Source organism: Xanthomonas sp. NCPPB 3583, from assembly GCF_041475715.2.
In the GTDB taxonomy this organism is placed as follows: Bacteria; Pseudomonadota; Gammaproteobacteria; order Xanthomonadales; family Xanthomonadaceae; genus Xanthomonas; species Xanthomonas euvesicatoria.
Genome location: NZ_CM191263.1, coordinates 751989 through 777220, shown reverse-complemented (window position 1 = coordinate 777220; position 25232 = coordinate 751989). Strand labels below are relative to the sequence as shown.

19 protein-coding genes are annotated in these 25232 nt (G+C 64.0%); 4 read left to right on the top strand and 15 right to left on the bottom strand.

The features are described from left to right. Window positions 1–39 precede the first annotated feature (39 nt). The 13 genes from ACCQ07_RS03390 to ubiE all read right to left on the bottom strand — a co-directional run bounded on the left by ACCQ07_RS03390 (window position 40) and on the right by ubiE (window position 18967). On the bottom strand, window positions 40–2424 hold the full coding sequence (locus tag ACCQ07_RS03390) for a TonB-dependent receptor (RefSeq protein ID WP_372363788.1): 2385 nt from the start codon (window positions 2422–2424) through the stop codon (window positions 40–42). A gap of 11 nt (window positions 2425–2435) precedes the next feature. Next, entirely contained in the window at window positions 2436–3542 is a 1107-nt protein-coding gene (locus ACCQ07_RS03385; RefSeq protein ID WP_014089321.1) for an S-(hydroxymethyl)glutathione dehydrogenase/class III alcohol dehydrogenase, read from the bottom strand. Between the two features lie 35 nt (window positions 3543–3577). Further along, window positions 3578–4624, bottom strand: a complete 1047-nt coding sequence (locus ACCQ07_RS03380; protein WP_303429960.1) for a beta-propeller fold lactonase family protein — start codon at window positions 4622–4624, stop codon at window positions 3578–3580. Beyond that, window positions 4621–5289 (bottom strand): c-type cytochrome, encoded by a 669-nt coding sequence (locus ACCQ07_RS03375; protein ID WP_031420966.1) that lies wholly within the window; start codon window positions 5287–5289, stop codon window positions 4621–4623. Before ACCQ07_RS03375 ends, ACCQ07_RS03380 begins: the two co-directional genes overlap by 4 nt. A gap of 26 nt (window positions 5290–5315) precedes the next feature. Continuing rightward, window positions 5316–7070, bottom strand: a complete 1755-nt coding sequence (locus tag ACCQ07_RS03370; RefSeq protein WP_277574365.1) for a quinoprotein dehydrogenase-associated putative ABC transporter substrate-binding protein — start codon at window positions 7068–7070, stop codon at window positions 5316–5318. Continuing rightward, entirely contained in the window at window positions 7067–9091 is a 2025-nt protein-coding gene (locus tag ACCQ07_RS03365; protein ID WP_372363787.1) for a methanol/ethanol family PQQ-dependent dehydrogenase, read from the bottom strand. Before ACCQ07_RS03365 ends, ACCQ07_RS03370 begins: the two co-directional genes overlap by 4 nt. A gap of 462 nt (window positions 9092–9553) precedes the next feature. Next, the gene (locus ACCQ07_RS03360) at window positions 9554–11749 is read right to left on the bottom strand and encodes an XVIPCD domain-containing protein (protein WP_372363786.1); all 2196 of its coding nucleotides are present in this window, start codon (window positions 11747–11749) and stop codon (window positions 9554–9556) included. 30 nt (window positions 11750–11779) lie between these two features. Further along, complete coding sequence (locus tag ACCQ07_RS03355) at window positions 11780–12679, bottom strand: hypothetical protein (RefSeq protein ID WP_031420960.1); 900 nt, start codon at window positions 12677–12679, stop codon at window positions 11780–11782. A gap of 496 nt (window positions 12680–13175) precedes the next feature. Beyond that, a complete protein-coding gene (locus ACCQ07_RS03350; RefSeq protein ID WP_372364117.1) occupies window positions 13176–13799 on the bottom strand; it encodes an HAD family hydrolase in 624 nt (207 codons plus the stop codon). Window positions 13800–14145: 346 nt separating this feature from the next. After that, window positions 14146–14865: a hypothetical protein gene (locus tag ACCQ07_RS03345; RefSeq protein WP_031420956.1), complete on the bottom strand. Its 720-nt coding sequence runs from the start codon at window positions 14863–14865 to the stop codon at window positions 14146–14148. Window positions 14866–15057: 192 nt separating this feature from the next. Further along, entirely contained in the window at window positions 15058–17004 is a 1947-nt protein-coding gene (locus ACCQ07_RS03340) for a M1 family metallopeptidase (RefSeq protein ID WP_372363784.1), read from the bottom strand. 120 nt (window positions 17005–17124) lie between these two features. Then, on the bottom strand, window positions 17125–18015 hold the full coding sequence (locus ACCQ07_RS03335) for a GGDEF domain-containing protein (protein ID WP_008577298.1): 891 nt from the start codon (window positions 18013–18015) through the stop codon (window positions 17125–17127). A 190-nt stretch (window positions 18016–18205) separates the two neighbouring features. Then, window positions 18206–18967, bottom strand: coding sequence for a bifunctional demethylmenaquinone methyltransferase/2-methoxy-6-polyprenyl-1,4-benzoquinol methylase UbiE (gene ubiE / locus ACCQ07_RS03330; protein WP_008577300.1), 762 nt, complete (start codon window positions 18965–18967; stop codon window positions 18206–18208). Between the two features lie 87 nt (window positions 18968–19054). On the opposite strand from ubiE, the gene ACCQ07_RS03325 reads away from it, so the two are divergent. The 4 genes from ACCQ07_RS03325 (at window position 19055) to ACCQ07_RS03310 (ending at window position 22858) form a co-directional block, all read left to right on the top strand. Continuing rightward, window positions 19055–20707 carry an MFS transporter gene (locus tag ACCQ07_RS03325; RefSeq protein ID WP_031420951.1) on the top strand — a complete coding sequence of 551 codons (1653 nt, stop codon included), beginning with the start codon at window positions 19055–19057 and terminating at the stop codon, window positions 20705–20707. Next, complete coding sequence (locus ACCQ07_RS03320) at window positions 20704–21792, top strand: HlyD family secretion protein (RefSeq protein WP_122273313.1); 1089 nt, start codon at window positions 20704–20706, stop codon at window positions 21790–21792. Before ACCQ07_RS03325 ends, ACCQ07_RS03320 begins: the two co-directional genes overlap by 4 nt. A 113-nt stretch (window positions 21793–21905) precedes the next feature. Further along, a complete protein-coding gene (locus tag ACCQ07_RS03315; RefSeq protein WP_008577306.1) occupies window positions 21906–22406 on the top strand; it encodes a GNAT family N-acetyltransferase in 501 nt (166 codons plus the stop codon). Further along, complete coding sequence (locus tag ACCQ07_RS03310; protein ID WP_011346314.1) at window positions 22403–22858, top strand: nucleoside deaminase; 456 nt, start codon at window positions 22403–22405, stop codon at window positions 22856–22858. Before ACCQ07_RS03315 ends, ACCQ07_RS03310 begins: the two co-directional genes overlap by 4 nt. Window positions 22859–23058: 200 nt before the next feature. Here ACCQ07_RS03310 and hslU read toward each other — a convergent pair whose 3' ends face one another. After that, window positions 23059–24426: an ATP-dependent protease ATPase subunit HslU gene (gene hslU, locus ACCQ07_RS03305; RefSeq protein ID WP_029818597.1), complete on the bottom strand. Its 1368-nt coding sequence runs from the start codon at window positions 24424–24426 to the stop codon at window positions 23059–23061. A gap of 100 nt (window positions 24427–24526) precedes the next feature. Then, window positions 24527–25078, bottom strand: coding sequence for an ATP-dependent protease subunit HslV (hslV, locus tag ACCQ07_RS03300; RefSeq protein WP_005997221.1), 552 nt, complete (start codon window positions 25076–25078; stop codon window positions 24527–24529). Between the last annotated feature and the right edge of the window lie 154 nt (window positions 25079–25232).

Here is a 25232-nt window from a genome sequence, read left to right as displayed (position 1 = left end):
GCTGACGCTCTACGATTCCCGATTCCCGATTTCCCGCGATCAAAGCGCCCAGCGCACGCCGATCAGGTACTGCCGGGGCACCCCCGGTGCGAGAAATCGTGCCGGGCCGGTTTCCACTGGCGCATCCTGCGGGCGTGCGAGTTCGCCGTCGGGAAACACGTCTTCGGCCACCGCGGCATAGGTGGCATAGCGGCGGTCGAAGACGTTGTCGATCCGGGCGAACAGCGACACCCGCGCGTTGATGGTCCAGCGCGCCTGCAGGTCGACCAGGGCATAGCCGGCGGTGCCGATGTCGATACGGTCGGGCGCGGCCTGGCCTTCTTCGGCATTGTCGACCTGGCCATCTTCGTTGCCGCTGGCCACCCGCCCGGAGACCGCACGCACGCCCACGCCCAGCGTCAGCGCATCGCGTTGCCACTCCACCCCGAGCTTGAGGTTGTGCCGCGGTAGCGCGGCGATCCGCAGTCCCGGCCGCAGCGCGATCACACGCTCGCCGGACAGCAATTGGCCGTCGCTGCGGTAAGTGGCATCCAGGTAGCTGTAGCCGGCCGACCACTGCCAATCGCCGCTGCGCAGATGCAGTGCCGCGTCCACGCCCTGATAGCGCGTGCGGCCGACATTGTCGAAGTAACCCAACTGCATATCCGGTGCGCGCAAGAACAGAATGTCGTCGCGATTGTCGGCGCGGTAGACCGACAGCGTGGCGTTGCGATCGGCCGACGGCGTCCAGCGCGCGCCCAGTTCGTAGGTGCGCGAGATGATCTGCTCCAGGCGCGGATCGGCCTGCAGACCGGTCGGCAACCGACATGGCTGAGTGGGATCGGCGCAGCCCAATTCGATGGCGGTCGGTGCACGGCTGTTCTGCGCGACCGAGCCGTAGAGCGTCACCGCCGATGCGAGCCGCCGGGTCAGCCCCAGCGACGGGTTGGCTTTGGCATAAACGAAGCGCTCGCGTGGGCGGTCGCCGTCGTCGGCGGTGGAAAGAACGTTGTCCACCACCACATGATTCCAGCGCACCGCGGCGGTGAGATGGGTGGCATCGTCCAGTGCCCAGGTGTCGGCCAGGAACACGCCCAATGTCTGCGTACTGCCGCGCACGCCGGAAAAGAACGCGCGGTCTGTCGCCGGATCTGCAACGACCGAGCGGTCGGGCTGCACCCACCCGTCGCGGGCGAATTGCCGATAACGCACATGGCCGCGATCGAAAGTGGCGCCGGTGGTGAGCGCATGCGCGCCCCATTGCATGCTCAGATTGAGCGCAACGCCCTGCGCGTGCTGACGCATCTGGGTGGTGTTGAGCGCGCCGGTGTGCAGCGTGTCGGCATCGGTGCGGGCGACGTCGCAATCGGCATCCAGTGCGCTGCCATCGGTGGCGTAACCGGAAGCGCACTCTTCGACGAATTCCTCGTAGTCCTGCCCGATGTCGCCATTGACGGTGTCGCGCCGCCCCATCTTCGAATAAGCCAGCGCGTGCAGCGCAGTGTCTGCATCGAAACGATGGTCCAGCTGCACGCTCAATAGCGTAGTGCGATTGCGGGTGAGATCGGGCGATGTGTAGACCGAGCGCCGATCGGCGCGATACAAGCCGGGCTCCGGACCTTCGTCGGTGTAGCGTGTATCGGGCAGCAGACCATTGCCGATCAGACGGCTGCGTCCGTGCAACAGCGACAGGCTCCAGTCGGTCTGCTCGCCTTGCTTGCCGACCTTGCCGAACACGGTGCCAAGCCGGCCTTCGGAGGCAGCGCGCCAGCCGTTTTCGTCGAAGCCGGTCAGCGCGACAAAGCCATGCCAGCCGTCGGCGCCGGCAACGCCGTAACTGGCATCCAGCCGCTTGCGCGCGCCGCTGCCGATGCTCGCTTCCCCCTGTAATCCGGGCGCGGTCAGCCCGGAGGCGGTAGACAGCACCACCGCGCCACCCAGCGTGTTCGGCCCGAACAGCGGGTTGGAACCCGGCATCAGCGTCACGGCGCTGATTGCCGCTTCGGGCAGCATGTCCCAGCTGACGATATCGGCGAACGGTTCGTTGAAGCGCACGCCATCCAGATACACCGACACCCCCTGCGAGGCGCCCGGCAGCGCCGACGCACGAAAGCCATGGAAGGTGAGATCGTTCTGGAACGCACTGCCCTGCACGTCGTTACCGTCCACGCCCACGAAGCGGCGCTGCAGCAGATCGCTCAGGTTGTTGCTGCGCCCACGCGACAGTTCGGCATTGCTTGCCGACTGCACCATGTACGGCAATTGCGCCGCATCGATGGTGGTGCCCGGGATCGGCGTGGCGGTCACCTCGATACGGTCCAACCAGGTGACTTGCGGCGCTTCCGCTGCAACGGCCACTGCGCTGCGTGCGAGCAAGGTCATGGCGCATGCGCCTGCCAATCCCCTGCGATGCAGCGTCGCTGTCCTGCATCTGCCTGCTGCCATGTGCGTCTCCTTCAATACACCACGATGGATTTGATGCCGCGTGCCGCACGCAGGTCCGCCAACGCCTGGTTGATGTCGTCCAGCGCCAGCGTGCGCGTGATCAGCGGCGCCAGTTGAATGTCGCCGTGCAGATAGCGTTCGACATAACCAGGCAACTCGCTGCGGCCTTTGACGCCACCAAAGGCGCTGCCGCGCCACACCCGCCCGGTGACCAATTGAAACGGGCGCGTGCTGATTTCCTGCGTGTCCTCGGCCACGCCCAGGATGACGCTCTCGCCCCACCCCTTGTGGCAGCACTCCAGCGCGGCGCGCATCGCACCGACATCGCCGATGCATTCGAAGCTGTGGTCGGCGCCGCCATCGGTCAGGTCCACGATCACCTGCTGGATCGGCGCACCGTAGTCGCGCGGATCCAGGCAATCGGTGGCGCCCAGCGTGCGTGCCAGTGCGAATTTCGCAGGGTCGATGTCCACCGCGATGATGCGACCGGCCTGGGCCAGCACTGCGCCCTGTATCACCGACAATCCGATGCCGCCCAACCCGAACACCGCCACGCAATCTCCCGGCCGCACATGCGTGCTGTTGAGCACCGCACCGACGCCGGTGGTGACCGTGCAACCGAGCAGGCAGGCCTGCTCCAGCGGCGCATCCGGATGGATGCGTGCGACCGCAATCTCCGGCAATACCGTGTATTCGGAAAACGTGCTGGTGCCCATGTGATGCAGGACCGGACGCCTGTGCAACGAGAACCGGCTGCTGCCATCGGGCATCAGGCCACGTTCCTGGCTGCTGCGAATCGCCTGGCACAGATTGGTACGGCCGGAACGGCAGAATTTGCACACGCCGCATTCGGGCATGTACAGCGGAATCACGTGATCGCCGGCCCGCACGCTGGTGACGCCGATCCCGACGTCTTCGACAACACCGGCGCCCTCCTGCCCCAGGATCGCCGGGAAGCTGCCGGCGTGGCCATGCGCCAACGCATGCGCATCGCCATGGCAAATGCCGGTAGCGACCAGGCGCACCAGCACCTCACCGGGACGCGGCGGCTGCAGGTCTACCTCTTCGATGGTCAACGGCTGGTGCGGACCCCAGGCCACCGCAGCGCGTGTCTTCATCCGGCCTCCCTGACGCGCGTCGGCCTGCCGGCCGCTCAGCGCGCGATGATCACGCCCCACGGCAGCTCGCCGACGGGGATCTGTTTGAGTTCGCGCAAGCTGGCGGTGTCGATCACGCTCACGCTGTTGGAACGCCCGTTGGCAACGTAGAGCTTGTCGCCGGCCGGCGTCAGCGCCGGATTCCACGGACGCTGCCCGACCGGGATCTCGGCCAGGGTGCGTGCGGTCTTGAGATCGATCACGCTGACCGTGCCGGCGCCCCCGTTGGAGGCATACAGCCGCGCGCCATCTCCCGACAGCGCCACGCCGGCGGTGCGCACGCCGGCCGGCAGGCTGGCGCGCCGCTGACGCGTCTGCAGGTCGATCACGTCCACCACGTTGGCGGTTTCCTGGGCGATGTACACGCTGTGCCCGTCGGGTGCGAACGCCATGCCGCGCGGATGCCCGCTGGTGGCCACCACGCCGCGCGATCGATGCGTGGCCAGCTCGATCATGTCCATGTCGTTGGAGCCTTCATTGCTGGTGAGCAACCACTTGCCATCCGGGGTGTAGGCGCAATGCTCCGGCGCCTGCCCGCGCGTGGCGATCACCTGCTGCACGACAAATTGCGCCGCGTCGATCAGCGCCACCTGATTCTGGCCTTCCACGCATACCGCGAACTGCTTGCCGTCCGGCGACAACGCGATGCCCTCGGCGTTCTCGCCGATGTCCACGCTGCGCAACACCGCATCTTTTTCGGTATCGAGTTCGACCAGCCGGTGATGCTCGGCATCGATCAGATACAGATGCCCCTGTGGGCCGGGCAATAGCTGCTGCAAGCGCTTGCCGAGCTGGCCCTGCGCGCTGAGCGTGCGCACCACGGTATCGGTGTGCGTATCGATTACCGAGACGGTGCCACTGCGTTGATTGGGCACATACGCAAACACCGGCGGCGTTGCCGGCGCCGGTGCTGCAGGGCCCGTCGTCGCGGGTGCGGCGGTGGAGGCCGGCGAGGCAGCGTCGCGCTGGCAGCCGGCCAGCAGCAGCGTGGCCAGCAGCGTTGCCGCAAGCATGCATGGCCAGCGAGCAGGCGCTGGCCTCATTGCGCCTTGCCTGCAGTCTTGTTGATCGAGTGGATGAAGGCGAGCAACTTTTCGGTATCGCCGGGCTTGAGCACCGGCGCGAACGGCGGCATCTGCCCGACGACCTTTTCGTGCCCGACGCGGGTCTTGCCGTGGGTGATCATGGCCGCGGTGCCTTCATTGATCAGCGTACGCAGGGTGTCGTCGTCGCTGCCGTACACCCAGATGTCGTTGGTCAGCGGCGGGCACATGCCACCGCCACCGGTACCGCCATGACAGGCATTACAGCCGGCCGAGAAATAGATCTTCTTGCCTTCGGCGACCAGTTCGGGCGTGACCTTGACCTCGGGTCCCTTGGGAATCGGCACGATCGTGGCAGGTGGTGCGACCGGCGTCGCTGGATCCGGGGCAGGCCCGGCCGCCACATTCGGCATCCCTGCGGCCGCAGGTGCAGGTGCAGACGCTGTGCTGTCGGCGGCTGGCGCAGGCGCCGGTGCGCTGGCGGCCGCCGGGGGCGCTGGCGGCGGCGCATCGGCGGCCGGGGCCGGCGGCGCGTCCTTGCCGCATGCCGCCAACACGACGCTGAACATCAACGCGCACAGCGGTGCGCGGACGGAACGATCGAGATAACGTGTAGTGGACGTGCGCATGAACGAACCTTTTTGATCGGAGGGAACGCCGCGCACTCCGGTGCGCGCGACGAGTGAGGCAATCATTTGGGTGCCGGGCGCGGGGCCTCGGCGAGCAGCGTGGCCAGCGCGGTGTCGCCACGTGCCTGCGCCAAATCCGCAGCGCTCTTGCCGTCGCGGTTGCGCGCAGACGGGTCGGCACCTGCGGCCAGCAGGCGTCGGGCAACCGCTTCGCGCCCGGCCGCGGCAGCCAGCATCAGCGCTGTGACACCGGCCTGATTGGCGTGGTTGACCTCGGCGCCGCGTGCCAGCACAGCCTCCACAATGGCCGGGTCGTCGCGCGCCACCGCAAACATCACCGGGGTGAACCCGGTGGGGTTGGCGCGCCGCACGGTCGCGCCCTTGTCCAGCAGCGCCTGCACCACTCCCACGTCGGCATAGGACACCGCAAGATCCAGCGCGCTCCAGCCGTCGCTGGACACGGTGTCCACCGGCGCGCGCTTGGCCAGCAACCTGCCGACACTGTCGGCGTCATTGGCCCAGGCGGCTTTCATCAGTGCGGTCCAGCCGCTGGCGTCGCGCGCCTCGATGCGTGCGCCGGCATCCAGCAGCAGGCCGACCAGGTCCGTCTCCTGATTGCGGATGGCCTGGTGCAACGGCGGCTCGCCCAGCAGGTTCGCGTGATTGGCATCGGCGCCATGGCGCAGCAGCCATGCCGCACGCACGGCATCGCCCGCGTCCAGTGCATGCGCCAGTTCCTGGTTCGGGTCTGCACCGTCGGCGATGCGCAATTGCAGCTGCGCCAACTCTTGCGACGAGGCCGCCGGACTGGGTGCAGTGGATGCCGGTGTCGGCGTGACATACGGCCCGTGCGACGCCAGATCGCCGGCCACCACGCAGTCGCTACAGCGCACCAGCGGCACGTGATACCTGCGCAGGATTTGGTCGATCTTTGCCGCGCTCTGCTGCAGCGCCGTGTTCAACGCATCGCGCAGGTCTGCATTCTTGCGCGACACCGCCCAGGCCATCGAATACTCCAGCACCGCATCGTCGATGGTGTTCAAGGGCACCATTCCCAGACCGTTGCGCTGTGCGTAATACCCGGCCACCGGGCCCCAGGATTCGGCCGCATCCAGCGTGTTGGCGGCAACCCGTTCGACCAGCTTGCCGGGGTGTTCTTCCGGCGCAGTGGCCGAGTCGTAGAACAGGTATTGCACCTCACCGCTGATGCCATGCTCGTACAGCGCCTGACGCGCAGGCGAGCTCTGGAACACGCCCAGGCGCAGCTTCTTCAGCGCCGGGTCGTCCAGCGAAGCAGGCCGCACATTCAAGCCTTTGCGTGTGACCAATACATAGGTCGAGCGATAGAGCGGGCGCGTGACCACCCCTTGCTCGAAATCGCTGTTGAGATCCATCAGCACATCGCAACGGCCCGCGTTGATCGTGCTGCGTGCCAGCCCGCGCTGGTAGTAGGTGCGCCATTCGTATTGCAGGCGCCGGCCCATGGCAGCGGCCACGACCTGGGCAATCTTGTTCTGGAAGCCTTCGCCGGCCTTGTTGGACAACGGCATGTTGCCCGGGTCTGCGCACACGCGCAGCACGTGCGGGTCGGGCGCTGGCGGCGGTGTTGCCGGCGAGTTGGTTGATGCAGGTGCCGCAGCGGGCACCACATCCGAACGAGAAGCGCGAGCCGTCGATGAAGACGGCTCGCGTGTGCAACCTGCGGCGACGAGTCCGAGGCTGCACAGCACCAGCACCTGCTGCAGGTGCCGGGTGATGCCGCGCACGCCGGCAGCAAGCTGCCGAGGTGCGCGTCCAACGCCTTGCGTGCAGATCATCGTGCCGTCTTCGCTGCGGCATTGGCGGTACCGCCACCTGCGGCCGCAGTGGCGGTCGCAGTGGCAGTCACGGTCTTGCCGGCGCCATCGATACGGAAGCTGTGGACCATGCCGCCGAGCGGGATCTTGTCAAAGCCCGCACCGAACGCCAGCCCTGCCGCACCCAGCGCGCCATACGGATCGGACGGATCCAGGCCCGCAGTGACCGGCAGGCCGATCCACCCGCCGATACCGGAGAACACCGCCACGTACTGATGGCCGTTGGCTTTATAAGCGATGGGGTTACCGATGATGCCGGACGGCAGCTTGGTCTCCCACAGCTTCTTGCCGGTGTCCTTGTCCACCGCGCGGAACCAACCATCCAGCGTGCCGTAGAACACCAGCCCGCCGTCAGTGACCAGGGTGCCGCTCCACACCGGGTACTTCTCCTTGATCTCCCACTTGGACTTGCCTTCCACCACGTCGAACGCCTTGACGATGCCCAGCGCGCCCGGCTCGTTCGGCTTCATCATCACGTTGGCGAACACATACGGCAGGCCCATCATGGTGTTGCCGCGCTCCTGCGGTTCCAGCTCCATGTGCCAGTTATTGGTGCCGCAGAAGAACACCGCCGCATTGGCCGGATCCACCGAGCACGGCTGCTGGTCCTTGCCGCCCATCGCCGACGGAAACGCCTGCACTTTCTTGCCGCGTTCCAGCGGAGAATGCGCAGCCACCTTGACCGGGCGACCGGTCTTCATGTCGATGCGTTCGGCCCAGTTGGCCGGCACGAACTTGTGCGCGCGCAGCAGCGTGCCATCGCGCCGATCGAACACGTAGGCAAAGCCGTTACGATCGAACTGCACCACCGAGGGGACTTGCTTGCCGTCGATGGTCAGGTCGACCAGGATCGGCTCGTTGATGCCGTCGTAATCCCACTGGTCGAACGGGGTCTTCTGGTAGCCCCACACCGCCTCGCCGGTATCGATCTTGCGGGCGAACAGGGTCATCGACCACTTGTTGTCATGCTCGCCGTTGTTGCACTCCTCCTGCGAGGTCTTGCCGCAACGATACGACGGGCTCCACAGGCCGGGATTGCCGGTGCCGTAGTACACCAGCTTCAACTTCGGGTCGTAGCTGTACCAGCCCCACGCTGCACCGCCGCCGCGCTTCCATTCTTCGTTGGGAAAGGTCTTGACGCCCAGGTCGCCGAGTTGGCCATGCTGCGGATTGGCCTTGTTGAAATCCGGACCCAGGCAGATCGCCTTGTCGGTGCCGGCCGCATCGCAGGACCAGGCCTGCTTGCCATCGGCGAGGTTGTAGGCGGCCACGCGCCCGAGCACGCCGAATTCGTTGCCGCTGATGCCGGCCACCACCTTGCCGTCGGCGATGATCGGCGCCATGGTGATGGTTTCGCCCTTGTCCGGGTGGGCGAGTTTTTGCTTCCACACTTCCTTGCCGGTCTTGGCATCGAGTGCGATCACATCGCCGCTGAGGCTGCCGAAGACCAGCTTGCCATCGGCATAGGAGGCGCCGCGGTTGACCGTGTCGCAGCATGCCACGGCCACCGACCGTTCGTCCTGTTGCGGGGTGTATTTCCACAACACCTTGCCGCCGTCGTCCTGCGCCGCCAGATCGATGGCGAAGACGTTGTTCGGATACGCACTGACCATGTACATGATGCTGCCGATCACCAGCGGCTGGCCTTCGTGGCCGCGCGTGGCGTCGGTTTTCATCTCCCACGACATCTTCAGATTCTTGACGTTGTCGCGATTGATCTCGGCCAGCGGGCTATGCCGGGTGAGTGCGAAGTCGCGCCCCACACCGCCCCAGTTGTCCGCATTGCTGGCATTGGCGGTGAACTCGCTATCGGTATCGACCGCGGCGGCAGGTGCAGCGGCGGGCGCAGCGGCAGGTGTTGCAGCCGTTGCCGGCGCCGCAGTTTCGGTCGGTGTGTCTTTCTTGCAGCCAGACAGAACGGCGCTCAGCGCAAGCATGAGCAGCGCAGTGCTGCATACGCTGCGACAGGAAGATTGGTGCATGTGCGTCTACCCCTCTCGTTTGAACAACCAGTCGGTTGAAACATCCCGCAGCGCAGGCGCTGTCACCGCCGTGGCGATGCGGACGTAGGAAACGTCGGGAGAGACCTGAGCAAACGTCATGCCAGCGCACTGGTGCGCCGCACCACGTCGAGTCGGCAAGGGTTGGAGGCAATGACGGCGAGCTGGGCACTTGGCGCTGTCACGGTTTTGGCACAGTTTGCGCCGAACGTGCTGTGACACAGGTGGTGCAGATGATGGGAAATGCCCTGCCGAAGAATTGAACTTGCAATCTCTTCCATATCCCTGGGCCAACAGGGAAACCCACTCAAGCTAACCTGATGAGCTGCGTCCTTCAGCTGCCACACTGCTGTAACTGTCGTAGAGCCAGCCTATGTCAAGCCGTTATGGCGTCTTAGCTACGGCGCACCGGTATGACTTCATGCGTTCCCTTCTTTCAGCCATTCAAGACATGCGCATCTGTGGCGCGCCTTGTGACTGCGCCTGTGTTTGGTCCAATGTTTGTTGCTGAGCCAACTGCTGGGCAAGCCGCTGGTTAACTTGTTCAAGCTGGCTGAAAGACTGCTCGACCGGTGTCTGTGCTGCTTGAGCCGTTGGCATGTAAGCTCGAAGCATCGCCGGATCATTCAGGGATCCCTGCACAACAAAGACATTTTGAGCTGCTGGCAGGCTGTCCGTCTGCTTGCTCAGTAGGACATGATCAACTCTGGTCAATCCGTTGTCTTTCGCAAGCGCGAGCAAGCTCGCCGTCATCCTTTCGCTGACTGCATCGAAGGTGCGGCCGTTTTGCACGTCCAGCTCCGCGACCTTGCCTTTGATCTGCTGATGGAGCGCGAAATCTTGATGGTCTGCATCAACTGGTGTCTTCTTCTGCCCTTGCGTTTCTTGGCGAAGGCTTCGTTCAAGCTGGCGATCCTGCTGCCGTTCGAGCGGCGTTTTCCACTTCTCGATTTCGGGCTCACCCTTGATCAAGCCGGTGGCCGGATCGCGCTCAATGTTGACACGTGCCCAGTTGGATTCGATCTTGACCCTACCAGTCGTGCGATCCATGGTTTCATCAAGGATCTTTTCGGCAGTAGATTGAGCTTGTTCCTCCCACACGTTCTTTGGGGCCCAGGATCCCCGCTCGCCTTCCGCTTTCCTCAACCGATCAGTGATGAATTCTTCCGGGTTACCAAATTGCCTCCGGGCTGTGCCCTGGACAGATGCTTTGACCTCAAAACTCTCCCATTTGCCTTCCTGATTTTTGCCGACGACATCGATGCCGTGGCCTTGCTTGTTCTGGATCGCAACGAGATCGGTGTAGCCCTTCTTGGCAAGATCATGGGAGACGAAAGCCTCACCAATGTCGCCGATCTCAGGATCGGCCAGCTCAGAGAGATTTCGCTTGCCGATGTAGGCATCGACGGCCTTCTCCATGGAGACCTGGCCTTCAAATATCGAGACGTCTTTCCGAGCCAAGTGCCCAAGCTCTTTCGGCGAGAGTGCACCGCTTTGGAGTAGCCCATCCAAATTACCCGACTTACGGAAACCCTCAACAAGATCACCAAGCTCACCTTGGCTGCGCTTGACCCCAGCCAAGCCTTGAAACATGAGATCTGCGCCCTCAGCAGCAGCGCCGCCTTTGGCTTGGAGCCTCTGCGCGTCGTGCGCAAGCTCGACAAGTTCGCTCGCCAACTCTTTGCCGGCATGCGTTTGAACGCGACCAGCGATCTTCCCAGCTGCAGGTGCCAGGTCTTCGGCTACATCAGCTGCCTTGGCAACCTTGGCCAGGTTCGTAAGCTTTGTTGCAGGAACAAAGGTTGCGATGATTTCAATCGCGGCTGCACCCTTGATCCCACCTAGGTATTCCTGCTCTTTGCCTTCCTTCGTCGCTTTCTCGTATCCGGCTTCCCATTCGTTCCAGGCACCGACCGCGGCACTCTTGATGTCGCGGGGAATTTTCGCGGGATCCTCAACTGCGGAGTTCGCGTAGACCGCTGCCGCGCCCATGACCAGATTGCGGAAGTCGCGATCATTGCTGAACTGATGGGCGAATTTAGCCAGGTCAATGGTGTCGCCAATCATCCCAAGGCCACGAGATGTTGCGCCTTTCATGGCACCGTAGCTGCTCTGCGCTTCACCGGTGCCGTAGCCGCCTAATCCAGCGGCGGCGCGTTCAAGGTAGCTATTTTGCGGATTGTCTCGGGCGTCATTGGCCCACCTCCTAGCTTCTGCCAGGTTGTCGCTGATCTGCTTGTCCGTCCAGTCGAGCGCTTCACCCGTTCTGAGCTTCGCCGTCTCGTAACCAGCAACAACAGGCTCTTCGATGTAGCGCTCGTAAGTCCGTTCGGCCAAAGACTCGTTGACATTTGCAGCATCCAAAGCCGCATCTAGCCGCTTGCAATCAGCAGGCGGAAGCCTGGAGCTAATGGCATCAATCAATGATGCAAGTTGCTCACGCCCACGTTCACTGGCGTAAGCCGGCGAACTCACAATGTCATTGACAACACCCTTCGCATCCAACCCGTCCATGGACTGATGCGAGTAGATCAGTCGGTAGGCTTGATAAGCGGTGAGATCTACTTGGCTGTTTGCATCAGTGGCTTGGGCGAGGGCAGCAATGTCTGCGCTGCGCGTCTGGCGGATTGAGTCATTCATGTCAAAGTCCTTCTCTTCATGATGCATGGGTTAGCGGAACTGCGGGTAGTCCTTGATCAGACGTTCTTCAACGGCCTTGGCAAGCGGATGGACATCCACACTCTTGATCTCGCGCAGCACTTTCCAAGGCGTATCGATCAATGCGTGATCAGCCTCGAACTCTGGAAGGTGGTGCTTGCGTCGTAGTGCTTGGATGGCCAGCAGCTCTGCCGGGAAAACACGATCGATCGTGGCATCGAACTCATAGCGGGTCCGATCAGTGTTCTCTTTGCTACGTGAGATGTGGAAGTCAGCAGCCATTTGCATCAGGGCCTGGAACTTCACTTCATCTACCGTGTTCCAGGCATCGAGCACCGCTTGGTACTCAGGAATGAGTGGTTTGAGAGGTTTAAAGCATGTTGGAATATTAAAGTGTGTTGAGAAGAGTTCCACCGCAAAGACATCCGAAGTAGCGTTCTTGACCTTGCGCATCTCAGGCATCGTATTGATGCGCTGATCCTTCTCTGCCATTTCAATATAAAGCTGAGCGCAAGTCGAAGCCTGGCCCCACCACGAAAGCATCGAAGGCCCCATAGCCTTCATGCTGTCTGAGAACTCCCTGGGCCAGTTCCCAAGATCCTGACGCATGTCGGAATACATCGCATCCCAGCGAAAAACAAGAGCACGCAGCTGAACTGCGTGCTGGATCAGGCGGGAGAGATCTTCTGTGTCAGAGCGAAAAAAACCATCGCAGCTTGCTACATCGAAATAGAGCGCCAGGCGGTCTAACTGCAGGCCTGCCTTTGGGTCCAGCTCACCTGGCATGTCCAAGAATTTTTGGATCGCAGCCTCTGCTTGCTCAGCCTTGCGCTTTGCTTGGGCCTGTTCCAGCCACTCTCGGCATTCCTGAGCCAGCTTTTCGAGCGATGGATGGGTGTGCAATTTTTTCATCTTCTTCCGGTCCTTGCCTGGTGCCTTTAACTCCGATCCGCTGACCTCAACTTGTCAGGGAAAGCCATTGGCGAAAAGCATCGCACTGATACGCTGCCGCACCAACTCCTGGAACGGACCAGCGTTGTCATGGATCGCATCGCTTTGGTCGGCAAAAGCGGGCCAGAATCATCCTGGTCCGGGTTTCAACAACCATCGCTGGAAGCGCCTCTTTCAGCTCATCCAGAAACTCATCGATCCTGTCGAGCTCTATGTCACCGGCCAGACCCTCATCAAGTCAACGTGTTAAGAATTGCGGTCAGTACGTTTACTAACAGCGAGCCTATGCTTTCCTCGCTATAGAAGCTCAGCCACGCTTCGATTTGCTCTGCGCATCGGTTAGGGACGAGAAGCAATGCTCGTTCAAACACTTCTGCCGAAGCCGGCTTATTCAAGCTTTCCACCAGCGCGTTGTACGCTGGCGTCCCGCGCTTTGCTCAGGCACAAAGCACCGACTTTAGCCTTTCCAGCGTGCAAGCAACTGCGTGCAATCGTGCAGGCGCCAGTCGGCGAAACCGGGCCAGGGATCGCCGGGTGTATTGACCAGCACAGTGCACGCACCGACGGCGCGGCCGCAGGCCAGGTCATTGTGATGGTCGCCGACCATGACCAGCGCGCTGCCCTGCACCGACCAGCGCTGCGCGAAATAGTGCAGCCCGTCGGGCGCAGGTTTTGGGGCCGCCTCGTCGCGGCCGACGATGTCGTCCCAGGCGAACGCATCGTCCAGACCGATCGCCTGCAACGTGATCTTTGCCAGCTCGCGTGCGTTGCGGGTGAGCATGCCAAGCCGGCAACCGGCAGCATGCAGCGCGCGCACCAGCGCCACTGCGCCCGGCGCGGCGCGTGCGCCTTGGGCAAGCGCACGCTCGTGTTCGAGCAACCAGGCATGCTTGGTCGCCGCTTCGTCGGCCGGCAGCGCGGCCAGGTGGTGCAGCATGTCCGCCTCTGGCGGGATGTCCAGCGCGCGGCGGATCAAGGCGAAATCGTGCGCAGCCTCGGTCAGGGTGCCGTCCATGTCGAAGACCCAATGGCGGTAGTCGGACAACGTGGGAGCGCGCGCGGTGAGTGTCATGCTGTCCATCCGTGCAAAGACAAGAAAGTGATCGATTCGATGCGGCATGCGGCGGTGCGGCCAACTTGCAGGGCGCCATCAGCGACTTCGCCCAACGCGGTCGACATGGCGTCTGCACGCACCGCCAAGCCGGTGCGTGTGGCGCCCGCTCGGCATGTACTTGCGCGGACACTCCAACGCGCGCGCGCCTGCCACCGAACGAATGCGCGCCAGCTTTGCCGACCGCCCCGAGCGCGCAGTGCCGACGCGCTGCAGCGCCATCACACCGGGGTACCGCACAGTCGATCAAGCCCGCTAGTGCTGCACCAGCCCGCACACACATTCGATGTACGCCGGCATGTCATCGCGAGCCGGCCTACTTCCACCCGGGCATCTGCGTGGTGTCCAGGCCGCCGACCTCGAACTCTGCGGTGCGCGTACCGCCGGCCTTGACCGGGAACGTGATGCTGATGCGCTTGGCGTTGCGTACGAGCTTCCACAACGCCTTGTCATCGTCGATGAACATGGCAATGGCTTCGTCGGTGTCCGGGCGGTGCGCCGCCATGGCACGCGGCGCGCCGCCATCGGCCGCCACCTGCACCTTGCAGCCACCGTAGCAATTGAAATCGCCGGCCTTGAGCACGAGGTAGCTGTGGCGCTTCCACTGCGGATGATCGCGAAACACCAGGCTGACCGGCTTGGGCCCGCTGCCATCCACATCCACACGTTGCTTGGCCTCGATCATCGCCGAGCGCTGCGTACCGCCCTTGGCCGGCACCTGCGAGTACTGCCACAGCGCCTGCATGCGGCGCAGCTCGCGCGCCTGCTCGCCCTTGGCCTTGATATCGGCATAGCCCGGTTCGATACGCGTGGCAGCCGCGGTGCCGGCATAACCTTCGATCAAGGCCGCACCATGCGCACGCGCCATGTCCCAGTTCTGCGCTTTCACCGCTTCGTCGTATTGCTTGGCGAGCGCATCGGCCTGGGCTTCCCTGGCCTGCGCCTGCGCGGTGGCCTGCGCCTGACGTTGCGCCTCGCGGTCGGTGCAGGCACTCAAGGCGGCAACGCACAAGGCCGCGCTCAGCAGATACTTCATCGTCGACTCCGGAGAGAATTCAATGTCAACGATACCAGCCTGCCTGCCGTACCCGCGATCAAACCGCCGGCGACCGTAGGAGCGCACCTGGGCGCGATGGAGCATTCCCGGTAAAGCCACCTCGCGCCCGGGTGCGCTCCTACGGCAGCGATGGAGGTGGCCGGAGGGCGTCTGCAACGCCCTCCGCTGCCCTTACGGCTGCGCCGGCGGTGCCGCCTTGGCCTTGGCGATCATCTCGGCCACCGATGCGGTGGTGATCGGGTGATAGCTGGGCTTGGCCTTTTCGAAGGCCTGTTCGGCGAACGCGATGCCGTCGGGCGTCTTCAACAATTCGGCGTAAATCGGCAGCACCAGCTTGCGGCGGCCGACGCGTTCGATGAACTCGCCCGCGGCAGCGCGCGCATCGGTGTAGCCGCTGCGAATGGCCAGCGGATACCAGCGCATGGCGATCTCGCCATTCGGCGTGCCGGTGAAGTGGTACGCCTCATCCAGCTGCTTGAGCTGCTCGGGCTTGAGCGTGGCGCCCATGCCGCTGAGGAAGTGCACCCATTCCTGCGTGCCCCACTCGCTGGTGACCTGCTTGTTCGGCAAGGTGCCGCTGCCGCTCCAGGCGATGCGTGCGGTATCCACGATCGAAAAGCTGCGCGAGCGCGCCTTGGCGGCGAAGGCCGGAATGCCCGGCTGCTTCAGCCACGCATCCACTTCGGCTGCGCTGACCGTGTTGGGATGCTTGTCCAGCAGGTTCTTCTTCAGGTAATCGACGAACTGGTCGGTGGTGGCGCTCTGGAAGGCATGATCGTCGAACCAGCCGCGCAGGAACGGGTCGAATACTTCGCGGCCGAAACGCTGCTCCAGGAACTGCAGGAACCACGCGCCCTTGACGTAGGCAACCTGGCTCAAGGCCTCGTCAGGGTCGCGCTGGGCCAGCGGCGGCAACTCCAATACCTGGTCGGCCGGCGGCATGTCTTTGACTTCGGCCAGCAAATCGCCCTGGTCGATTTCGCGCTCCATCTCGGCCATCTCGTTGCCGTACAGCGCCTCGGTGATGCGGCCCTGCACGTAGGTGGTGAACCCTTCGTTGAGCCAGATGTCCTTCCAGCTGGCATTGGTCACCAGGTTGCCGGACCAGCTATGCGCCAGTTCGTGCGCGACCAGCGAGACCAGCGACTTGTCGCCGACGATTACGGTAGGCGTGGCGAAGGTCAGGCGCGGATTTTCCATGCCGCCGAACGGAAACGACGGCGGCAGCACCAGCATGTCGTAACGGCCCCAGCGATACGGGCCATACAGTTTTTCGGCGGCACCGATCATCTTTTCGGTGTCTTCGAATTCCTTGGCGGCCTTGTCGGCCATGGCCGGCTCGGCCCACACGCCCGAGCGCGCGGAAATCGGCTTGAACACCACGTCGCCGGCGGCGATCGCCAGCAGGTAGGACGGAATCGGCTCGGGCATCTTGAAGTTGTAATCGCCGTCGCGTGCCGCCTTGGGGTCGTTGTCGGCGCTCATCAGCACCATCACGTCCGGGCGCGAGGTGACATGCGCGCTATAGGTGAAGCGCACGCTCGGGGTGTCCTGCAGCGGCACCCAGCTGCGCGCGTGAATCGCCTGCGATTGGCTGAACATGAAAGGCAGTTGCTTGCCTTCGGTCATCGACGGCTCCAGCCACTGCAGGCCCGAGGCGGTGGGTGCGGTGTGATAGGTGATCACCACCTTGCCCGGCTGATTCGGCGCTTCGATGGTGAGTTTGCTACCGAAGGTCTTGTCGGCCGGTGCCAGGGCGAACTGCAGCGGCGACAGGCCGCCCTTGCCATCGTCCACCTGTACCTGCGCAATGCTCAACTCGCGCGTATCCAGTACCAATTGTTTGGCGGCCTTGTCCTTCCACTCCAGCGTGTAGGTGGCAGTGCCGCCGATCTGCTTGGCATCGAAATCCAGCTTCAGGTCCAGCGCCAGGTCCTTGATGACCACCAGCTGCGGCTGGGCGTAGGAACTTTCGTCGTGGTTGCGGGCGTCTGCTTTCACGGGGGCCTTGGCAGTGGCGGCCGGCGCGGTGGGGGAGGCCGACGGCGTGGAGTCATTGGAACAGCCGGCCAGCGCGATGGACACGGCCAGGGACAGCGACAGGAACGGGAAGCGCATCGACGGCACCGCAGCAAGGAAAATGAGGCATTTTAACGCCCTGCGCCGCAGCCTGCCCGTGCCATCGGTAGCCATCCGCGCGATGGCCTGCCGCGTGCTGTCGCAATCGGCTTTCCCAGGTCAGGCCACCGGATGGCCGCGCGGGGCGTCGTGCCCGTCGCGCACCAGACGCCGGCCGCCGGAGAACTTGGCGCGGTACATCGCCGCATCGGCGCGGCGATACAGTTCGGTGGCATCCAGCCCTTGTTCGCACACCGCACTGCCGGCGCTCACATGCAGCGGCGCCTCGTCGGCATCTTCGCGCTCGAGCATCGAGAGCCATTGGTTGAGCTTGAGCGTGGCGTCGTCTTCGCTGGCATGGATGCCGATCAGGAATTCGTCGCCGCCCCAACGCCCGACCCAGTCCTGCGCGCCCAACCAGCCGTACGCCGAGTTCACCAGACGCACCAGCACGCGGTCGCCAGCCAGATGGCCGAAGCGGTCGTTGATCTGCTTGAGGTTGTCCATGTCCAGCACGAACAGCACGAACGGCCAGCCTTCGCGCTGGGAGGCGATCACCGAATCGCGCATCGCCTGTTCGCAGCCGCGCCGGTTCAGCGCTTCTGTCAACGGGTCGAACAAGGCGTGTTTCTTGAGATCGCGCATGCCGGCATCGATGCCGCGCAGGCTGCGGTTGATGCCGCGCAACAGGCGGCCCAATTCATCGTCACCCTGTTCGGGAAGCGTAGGCAGGCGTTGATCGGCGTAATACGAATCCAGCGCATCGGCAGCGATGCGCAGCGGCGCCAGCAGCCGGTACAGCGCGACCAAGGTTAGCGCCGTGCCGGCCAGGGTGGCCAGCAATGCCACGATCACCACCGACCACAGCGGGCGCCCGTCCAGTTCGCTCTGCGCTGCCAACCAGGCGATCAACAACAGCAACGGCAGATGGATGCCCAGGAAGGTCACCGCCAGCAGTTTGGCGCTGAAGGAGCGGGGAAACACGCGCGAGAGCCCGGCGTACAAGCGCATCCAACACTCCGGCAAAAGAGCGTTTAGTGTCGCCGAGAGCGTGTCGAGCCAACGCGACGGAAGTCTCAGAACTTCGCTGGTGTATCCATGTGCGACACCGCTTCCACGCAACGCGCGATCCCGTGCACGCGGTGGGCGAGCGCCAGCGCACGCTACGCGCGCCGACGCCAACCGGGCTGAAACGACCTGCTTAGATCTTGTAGCCGGAGTGGATGGCCACGATGCCGCCGGTCAGGTTCTTGAAGTGGCAACGCGCAAACCCGGCCTCGCCCATCATGCCCTTGAGCGATTCCTGCGGCGGATGCTTGCGGATGCTTTCGGCTAGGTACTGGTAGCTATCGGCATCGCGCGCGAACAACTGGCCCAGCTTGGGCAGGATCTTGAACGAGTGGAAGTCGTAGATCGGCTTGAACCACTCGGCGGTGACTTCGGAAAATTCCAGCACGCGCGCCTGGCCGCCGACCTTCAGTACGCGGTACATCTCGCGCAAGGCGGCGTCCTTGTCGGTGACGTTGCGCAGGCCGAAGGAAATGGTCACCAGGTCGAAACTCTGGTCCGGGAACGGCAGCGCTTCGGCATTGCATTGCACGTAGTCGAAACCGGACACCAGCCCGCGGTTGGTCAGCCGGTCGCGGCCCACCGACAGCATGCCGGCATTGATGTCGCCCAGCACCACCGCACCTTCATTGCCCACGCGCTCCTTGAGCAGCACGGCGATGTCGCCGGTACCGCCGGCCAGGTCCAGCACGCGGTCGCCTGGCTTCACCTGCGCGGTCGCCACGAAGTAGCGTTTCCATGCGCGGTGCACGCCCAGGCTCATCAGATCGTTCATCAGGTCGTAGTTACGCGCGACCGAGGTGAACACTTCGCCGACCAGCTTCTGCTTGTCCTTGGCAGCGACATCGCGAAAGCCGAAATGGGTGGTACCGGAGGTATAGGGGGATTCGCTCATGGCTGGATTATCGCACTGCTGACGCCGCCATGACCGCAACCGGACCACAATCGCGTTTTCACCTGCGACCGGCCCTGCGAGCACTCAGTGCGCGACAAGTACGTCCAGCGCGACTGGCAGCCCCACGAGCGGCCCACCCTGCCCGGGTCGGCCTCCACCCCCCTGCACCCTATCCGGCGGCGTATTCAGTACGGCCTGGTGGGCGCGGTGGTGGCGCTCACCGGAGGGCTGAGCAACGCCCTGGTCACTGCCAACCTCACCTACCTGCAAGGCACGCTGGGGGCCTATGCCACCGAAATGGCGTGGCTGCCGGCCGCCTATGTGATGACCAACATGTCGGCGAACCTGCTGCTGGTGAAATTTCGCCAGCAGTTCGGGTTGCGCCGGTTCACCGAAATCTTCCTGGCGCTGTACGCGCTCATCGCCTTCGCGCACCTGTTCGTGCACAGCCTGAGCTCGGCGATCACCGTGCGTGCCGCGCATGGGCTGGTGGGCGCGGCGCTCAGCTCGCTGGGTCTGTATTACGTGATCCAGGCGTTCCCGAGCAAATATCGGCTCAAGGCCGTGGTACTGGGCCTGGGCATGACCCAGCTGGCGTTGCCGCTGGCGCGGGTGTTTTCCACCGACCTGCTGGAATTTGGCGAGTGGCAAGGCCTGTACCTGTTCGAGTGCGGGCTGGCGGTGTTCGCGCTGGCCTGCGTGCTGGCGCTCAAGTTACCGCCAAGCGACCGGTATCGCGTGTTCGAGCCGCTGGATTTCCTCACCTTCAGCCTGTTCGCCGCCGGCGCCGCCGGCCTGGCCGCGGTGCTCTCGCTCGGGCGCCTGCTGTGGTGGACCAGCACGCCATGGCTGGGCGTGGTGCTGGCCGCGTCCATCGTGCTGCTGTGCACGGCGGCCTGGATCGAACACAACCGCCGCAATCCGATGATCAACACGCGCTGGCTGGCCAGTGCGGACATGTTGCGGCTGGGGCTGGCGATCCTGTTGATCCGCCTGGTGCTGTCGGAACAAAGCACCGGCGCCATCGGCTTCTTCCAGACGCTGGGCCTGGCCAACACGCAACTGCAGACCCTGTTTGCGCTGATGCTGCTGGGCGCGGTGGTCGGCGTGGCGGCCAGCGCGTGGCTGATCAACCCGGCGCGGGTTGCCGAACATCTGATCATCGCGGTAGCGGCCATCTGTGTGGGCTGCTTCATGGATGCCGATGCCACCAGCCTCACCCGCCCCGAACAGATGTATGTGAGCCAGTTCCTGCTCGCCTTCGGCAGCACGTTCTTCATCGGCCCGGCGATGGTGGCCGGCATCGGCCGGGTAATCGCGCAGCCGGGCAACCTGATCAGTTTCATCGTGCTGTTCGGCATGGCGCAAAACATGGGCGGCCTGCTCGGCAGCGCCCTGCTCGGCACCGTGCAGGTGGTGCGCGAGAAATACCATTCCAGCCAATTGGTGGAACATCTGGCGCTGACCGACCCGCAGGTGGCCGCGCGCGTGCAGGCCTATGCAAGCCTGTATGGCCGCAGCATCGGCGACCCGGCACTGCGTCAGGCCCAAGGCGTGCGCACGCTGGGCACGGTCGCCACGCGCGAGGCCAATGTGCTGGCGTACAACGACGTGTTCCTGTTGATCGGCTGCATCGCCATCGCCACCGGCGTGTGGATCCTGTCCGTGCTGCTGTGGCGCCGCTATCTGCGCCCCTCGGTATCACCCCCTCCTCCTCCTGCTCCCACTGCGCGCCCATGAAGACACCAGCAGATTCCTCCCCGCCTGCCGACCGGCAACGTCGTCGGCGTCGTCGTCTGGCCGGGGTCATCGGCTTCGGCGGGCTTGCCCTGATCGGCGTGGCGCTGGTGCTGTATGCCTGGCGCCTGCCGCCGTTCGTCAGTGCGATCGAACGCACCGAAAATGCGATGGTGCACGGTCAGATCACGGTGATTGCGCCGCAGGTGAGCGGCTATGTCACGCAGGTACCGGTGCAGGACTTTGCGCACGTCAAGCGCGGCCAGTTGCTGGCACGCATCGACGATCGCATCTATGCCCAGCAACTCGAACAGGCCAAGGCGCAAGTGCAGACCGCCCAGGCCAACCTTGCCAACTGGGATCAACAACGCCACAGCGCCGAAGCCACGATCGCCGAGCAACGCGCGGCGCTGAGCAGCAACCAGGCACAACGCGAGCGCACCCATTCGGCCTATGCACGGACGCAGCAGCTGGCCAGCCAGCAACTGGTCTCCGAGCAGGACCGCGACACCGCATTTGCCGCGCGCGCGCAAGCCGATGCCGGCGTGGCGCAGGCACGTGCCGCAGTGCAGGCCGCCGAAGAAAACGCCCGCAGCGTGACCGTCAACCGCGCCGCGTTGGAAGCCGCGCTCGCCAATGCGCAGGCCGCCGTGCAGCTGGCACAGATCAACCTGGACAACACGCGCATCCTGGCTCCGCGCGACGGCCAGCTCGGCCAGCTTGGCGTGCGCCAGGGCGCCTACGTCACCAACGGCACGCAGCTGATGTCGCTGGTGCCGGACACGCTGTGGATCGTGGCCAATTTCAAGGAAACCCAGATGGCCAGGATCCGCATCGGCCAGCGCGCCAGCTTCACCGTGGATGCGCTGGACAACGCGCGCCTGCATGGCCGCGTGCAGGACATTTCGCCGGCTGCCGGCTCCGAATTCAGCGTGCTGCCGGCCGATAACGCCACCGGCAACTTCGTCAAGATTGCCCAACGCATTCCGCTGCGCATCAGCGTCGATCCGGACCAGCCGTTGGCGCCGCGGCTGCGGCCGGGCATGTCGGTGGTGGTGGCCGTCGATACCGACAGCGCAGTCGACTAGGCACAAACCGGTATCCGCGCGTGGGCACCAGTGTCGGCGCAGGTCAGGCAGCCAGTACCCCACACCGGCATGACGTCGCAGCTCAACGGCGGCACTGCCGCTATCATGCAGTGATGCCCACCATGCCCCTTCCTGCCCTGCACTGGCAGCACCTGCGGTTTGCGCAACTGAACACCACGCAGCTGTATGCGCTGCTGCGGCTGCGCACGGATGTATTCGTGGTGGAGCAGCAATGCGCCTATCCGGAACTGGATGGCAAAGATACCGATCCGGCGGTGCTGCATCTGCTGGGCACCGCCAATGACGCCGCGTTGGCGGCTTACCTGCGCGTGCTGCCGCCGGGCTTGAGTTATTCCGAACCGAGCATCGGCCGTGTGGTCGTCGCCGCTGCATTTCGTGGCACTGGACTTGCGCATGCGCTGTTAGGCGAAGGCATCCGGTTGGTGCACACGCAGTGGCCGGGTCACGCGATCCAGCTCGGTGCGCAGGCGCACCTGCAATCGTTCTACGCGGCGCACGGGTTTGCACCTGCTTCCGCACCGTACCTGGAAGATGGCATTCCCCATCTCGACATGCTGCGCCCTGCCGGCGCGGCCCCTTTGGAGTTCGCATGATCACCACCCCCGACTACCGCGCGTTGCTGGACACCGCCATCACCGAAGCACGCCAGGGCTTGGCCGAAGGCGGCATCCCGATCGGCGCGGCGCTATACCACAACGACGGGCGCCTGCTCGGCTGCGGCCATAACCGCCGCGTGCAGGAAAACGACCCCTCGGTACACGGCGAGACCGACGCATTTCGCAAGGCCGGCCGCCAGCGCCGCTACAAGGACACCATCATGGTCACCACGTTGGCGCCGTGCTGGTACTGCAGCGGGCTGGTACGCCAGTTCAACATCGGCACGGTGGTGGTCGGGGAATCGGTCACGTTCCAGGGCGGCATCGCGTGGTTGCGCGAGCACGGCGTCAACGTGATCGATCTGCATAGCCAGGAATGCATCGACCTGCTTGGCGGCTATATTTCCGCCAACCCGGATGTGTGGAACGAAGATATTGGCGAGGATTGAGGTCAGCGTCACTGCAGGTGCGTAGCCGTACGCGGTGACAGATGGCAGGCAATGCCACTGCGCAGTGGCGCTGCTGTTTGGCTTGCGTCGCAGTGCTAGTCTGCACCAAGACCTGGCTTGTTCGCAGTGCCTTCTGCAAACAAAAGACCCGCCAATGGCGGGTCTTTTCTAAACCGTTCGCACGTCACCGTGCAGCACCGTCAGAGGATGTAGCGGCTCAGGTCCGGATCCTGTACCAGCTCACCCAGCTGCGCATCCACATAAGCTGCATCGACGGTCACGCTCTGCCCATCGCGATCGGGCGCTTCATAGCTCAACACATCCAGCAGACGCTCCAACACCGTGTGCAGGCGACGGGCGCCGATATTCTCCTGGCGCTCGTTGACCTGCGCGGCAATCTCGGCAAGCCGATCCACCGCGTCAGACGCAAACGTCAATGCCACGCCTTCGGTCTGCAGCAAGGCCTCGTACTGCTTGATCAAGGCGGCCTTGGGCTCGGTGAGGATGCGCACGAAATCGGCCTTGGTCAGCGCGGTCAGTTCCACGCGGATCGGGAAGCGGCCCTGCAGCTCCGGAATCAGATCGCTGGGCTTGGCCAGATGAAACGCGCCGGATGCAATGAACAGGATGTGGTCGGTCTTGACCGTGCCGTACTTGGTGGACACGTTGGAGCCTTCCACCAGCGGCAACAGATCGCGCTGCACGCCTTCGCGGCTGACATCGCCGCCGCTGGAGCCGGCTTCGCCGCGCTTGGCCACCTTGTCGATCTCATCGATGAACACGATGCCATGCTGCTCGCACGCCTCGATGGCCGCAGTGCGCACGTCGTCTTCGTTGACCAGCTTGCCGGCTTCTTCCTCGATCAACAGCGGGCGCGCCGCCTTGATGGTGAGCTTGCGCTTCTGCGACTTGCCGCTGCCCAGATTGGAGAACATCTGCCGCAATTGCTGGCCCATTTCCTCCATGCCCGGCGGGGTCATGATGTCCATGCTGGCGTTCACCGCCACGTCCAGTTCGATCTCGCGCTCGTCCAGCTCGCCGTTGCGCAGCATGCGACGGAACTTGATGCGCGTTTCGTTGTCCTGCGACGAGGGCTCGTTGCGCGCCGCTTCCGGATCAAACCCAATCCCGGCCGCGCGACGTGGCAGCAATGCGTCCAGGATGCGGTCTTCGGCACGCTCTTCGGCCTGGTTGCGCACGCGCACCTTTGCCTGCTCGCGATACAGCTTGACGGACGTATCGGCCAGGTCGCGGATGATCTGCTCCACATCCTTGCCCACATACCCCACTTCGGTAAAGCGCGTGGCTTCGACCTTGACGAAGGGCGCATTGGCCAACGTCGCCAGGCGCCGCGCAATCTCGGTCTTGCCCACGCCAGTGGGGCCGATCATCAGGATGTTCTTGGGCATCACTTCGTTGCGCAGTTCTTCCGGCAACTGCATGCGGCGCCAGCGGTTACGCAGCGCGATGGCAACCGCGCGCTTGGCATCGTGCTGGCCAACGATATGACGGTCGAGCTCCTGCACGATTTCGCGCGGAGTCATGGTGGCGGTGTCGGGATTTGGCATTAGGGATTTGAGATTCGTAAAAGCGGAATGGGAACGATCGATGGATATCCGGGCGGAGGGAAAGGAGCGCTTTTGCGAATCCCCAATCCCGAATCCCGAATCACAGCTCTTCGACCACCACGTTGCGATTGGTATAGATGCAGATATCGCCGGCAATATTGATCGCTTCGGTGGCGATGGTCTTGGCATCCAGCTCGGTGTGCGCCAGCAGCGCGCGTGCGGCCGACAAGGCGTACGAGCCGCCAGAACCGATGGCGATGATGCCGTCTTCCGGTTCGATCACATCGCCGGTGCCGCTGATGATCAGCGAAGTTTCCTTGTCGGCCACGGCCAGCAGCGCTTCGAGCTTGCCCAGCCGGCGCTCGGTGCGCCAATCCTTGGCCAGTTCCACTGCAGCGCGCGTCAGCTGGCCGTGCTTGTCGAGCTTGGCTTCGAACAATTCGAACAAGGTGAACGCATCGGCTGCCGCACCGGCGAAACCGGCCAGCACCTGGCCCTCGCGCCCCAGCCGACGCACCTTGCGTGCATTGCCCTTCATGACCGTATGGCCAAGGGTGACCTGGCCATCGCCGGCGACGGCGACATGCCCACCGCGTCGAACCGAAATGATGGTGGTGGCGTGAACGATATTGGGGTTCTGGCTAGGGTCCATGGATCCTCCGAGGGTTTCCAAGGAGGTGGGGACGCCCATGCCGGGTTCAAGCACGCCGCGACCAGTCGCCGCAGGCAGGGATGGCGGCGCTCACTTGCGAGACAGCAACACGGTTGCACGCGACATGCAGACCGACCTGCGGCAATGAACCGCA

Bases quoted from the DNA above. Each gene is read 5' to 3' on its own strand.
- ACCQ07_RS03350 (WP_372364117.1), bottom strand. From the start codon at position 13,799: ATGGACAGCATGACACTCACCGCGCGCGCTCCCACGTTGTCCGACTAC.
- ACCQ07_RS03360 (WP_372363786.1), bottom strand. From the start codon at position 11,749: ATGAATGACTCAATCCGCCAGACGCGCAGCGCAGACATTGCTGCCCTC.
- ACCQ07_RS03370 (WP_277574365.1), bottom strand. From the start codon at position 7,070: ATGATCTGCACGCAAGGCGTTGGACGCGCACCTCGGCAGCTTGCTGCC.
- hslV (WP_005997221.1), bottom strand. From the start codon at position 25,078: ATGGACCCTAGCCAGAACCCCAATATCGTTCACGCCACCACCATCATT.
- ACCQ07_RS03310 (WP_011346314.1), top strand. From the start codon at position 22,403: ATGATCACCACCCCCGACTACCGCGCGTTGCTGGACACCGCCATCACC.
- ACCQ07_RS03335 (WP_008577298.1), bottom strand. From the start codon at position 18,015: ATGCGCTTGTACGCCGGGCTCTCGCGCGTGTTTCCCCGCTCCTTCAGC.
- ACCQ07_RS03385 (WP_014089321.1), bottom strand. From the start codon at position 3,542: ATGAAGACACGCGCTGCGGTGGCCTGGGGTCCGCACCAGCCGTTGACC.
- ACCQ07_RS03320 (WP_122273313.1), top strand. From the start codon at position 20,704: ATGAAGACACCAGCAGATTCCTCCCCGCCTGCCGACCGGCAACGTCGT.
- ACCQ07_RS03355 (WP_031420960.1), bottom strand. From the start codon at position 12,679: ATGAAAAAATTGCACACCCATCCATCGCTCGAAAAGCTGGCTCAGGAA.
- ACCQ07_RS03365 (WP_372363787.1), bottom strand. From the start codon at position 9,091: ATGCACCAATCTTCCTGTCGCAGCGTATGCAGCACTGCGCTGCTCATG.
- hslU (WP_029818597.1), bottom strand. From the start codon at position 24,426: ATGCCAAATCCCGACACCGCCACCATGACTCCGCGCGAAATCGTGCAG.
- ACCQ07_RS03345 (WP_031420956.1), bottom strand. From the start codon at position 14,865: ATGAAGTATCTGCTGAGCGCGGCCTTGTGCGTTGCCGCCTTGAGTGCC.
- ACCQ07_RS03390 (WP_372363788.1), bottom strand. From the start codon at position 2,424: ATGGCAGCAGGCAGATGCAGGACAGCGACGCTGCATCGCAGGGGATTG.
- ACCQ07_RS03380 (WP_303429960.1), bottom strand. From the start codon at position 4,624: ATGAGGCCAGCGCCTGCTCGCTGGCCATGCATGCTTGCGGCAACGCTG.
- ubiE (WP_008577300.1), bottom strand. From the start codon at position 18,967: ATGAGCGAATCCCCCTATACCTCCGGTACCACCCATTTCGGCTTTCGC.
- ACCQ07_RS03315 (WP_008577306.1), top strand. From the start codon at position 21,906: ATGCCCACCATGCCCCTTCCTGCCCTGCACTGGCAGCACCTGCGGTTT.
- ACCQ07_RS03340 (WP_372363784.1), bottom strand. From the start codon at position 17,004: ATGCGCTTCCCGTTCCTGTCGCTGTCCCTGGCCGTGTCCATCGCGCTG.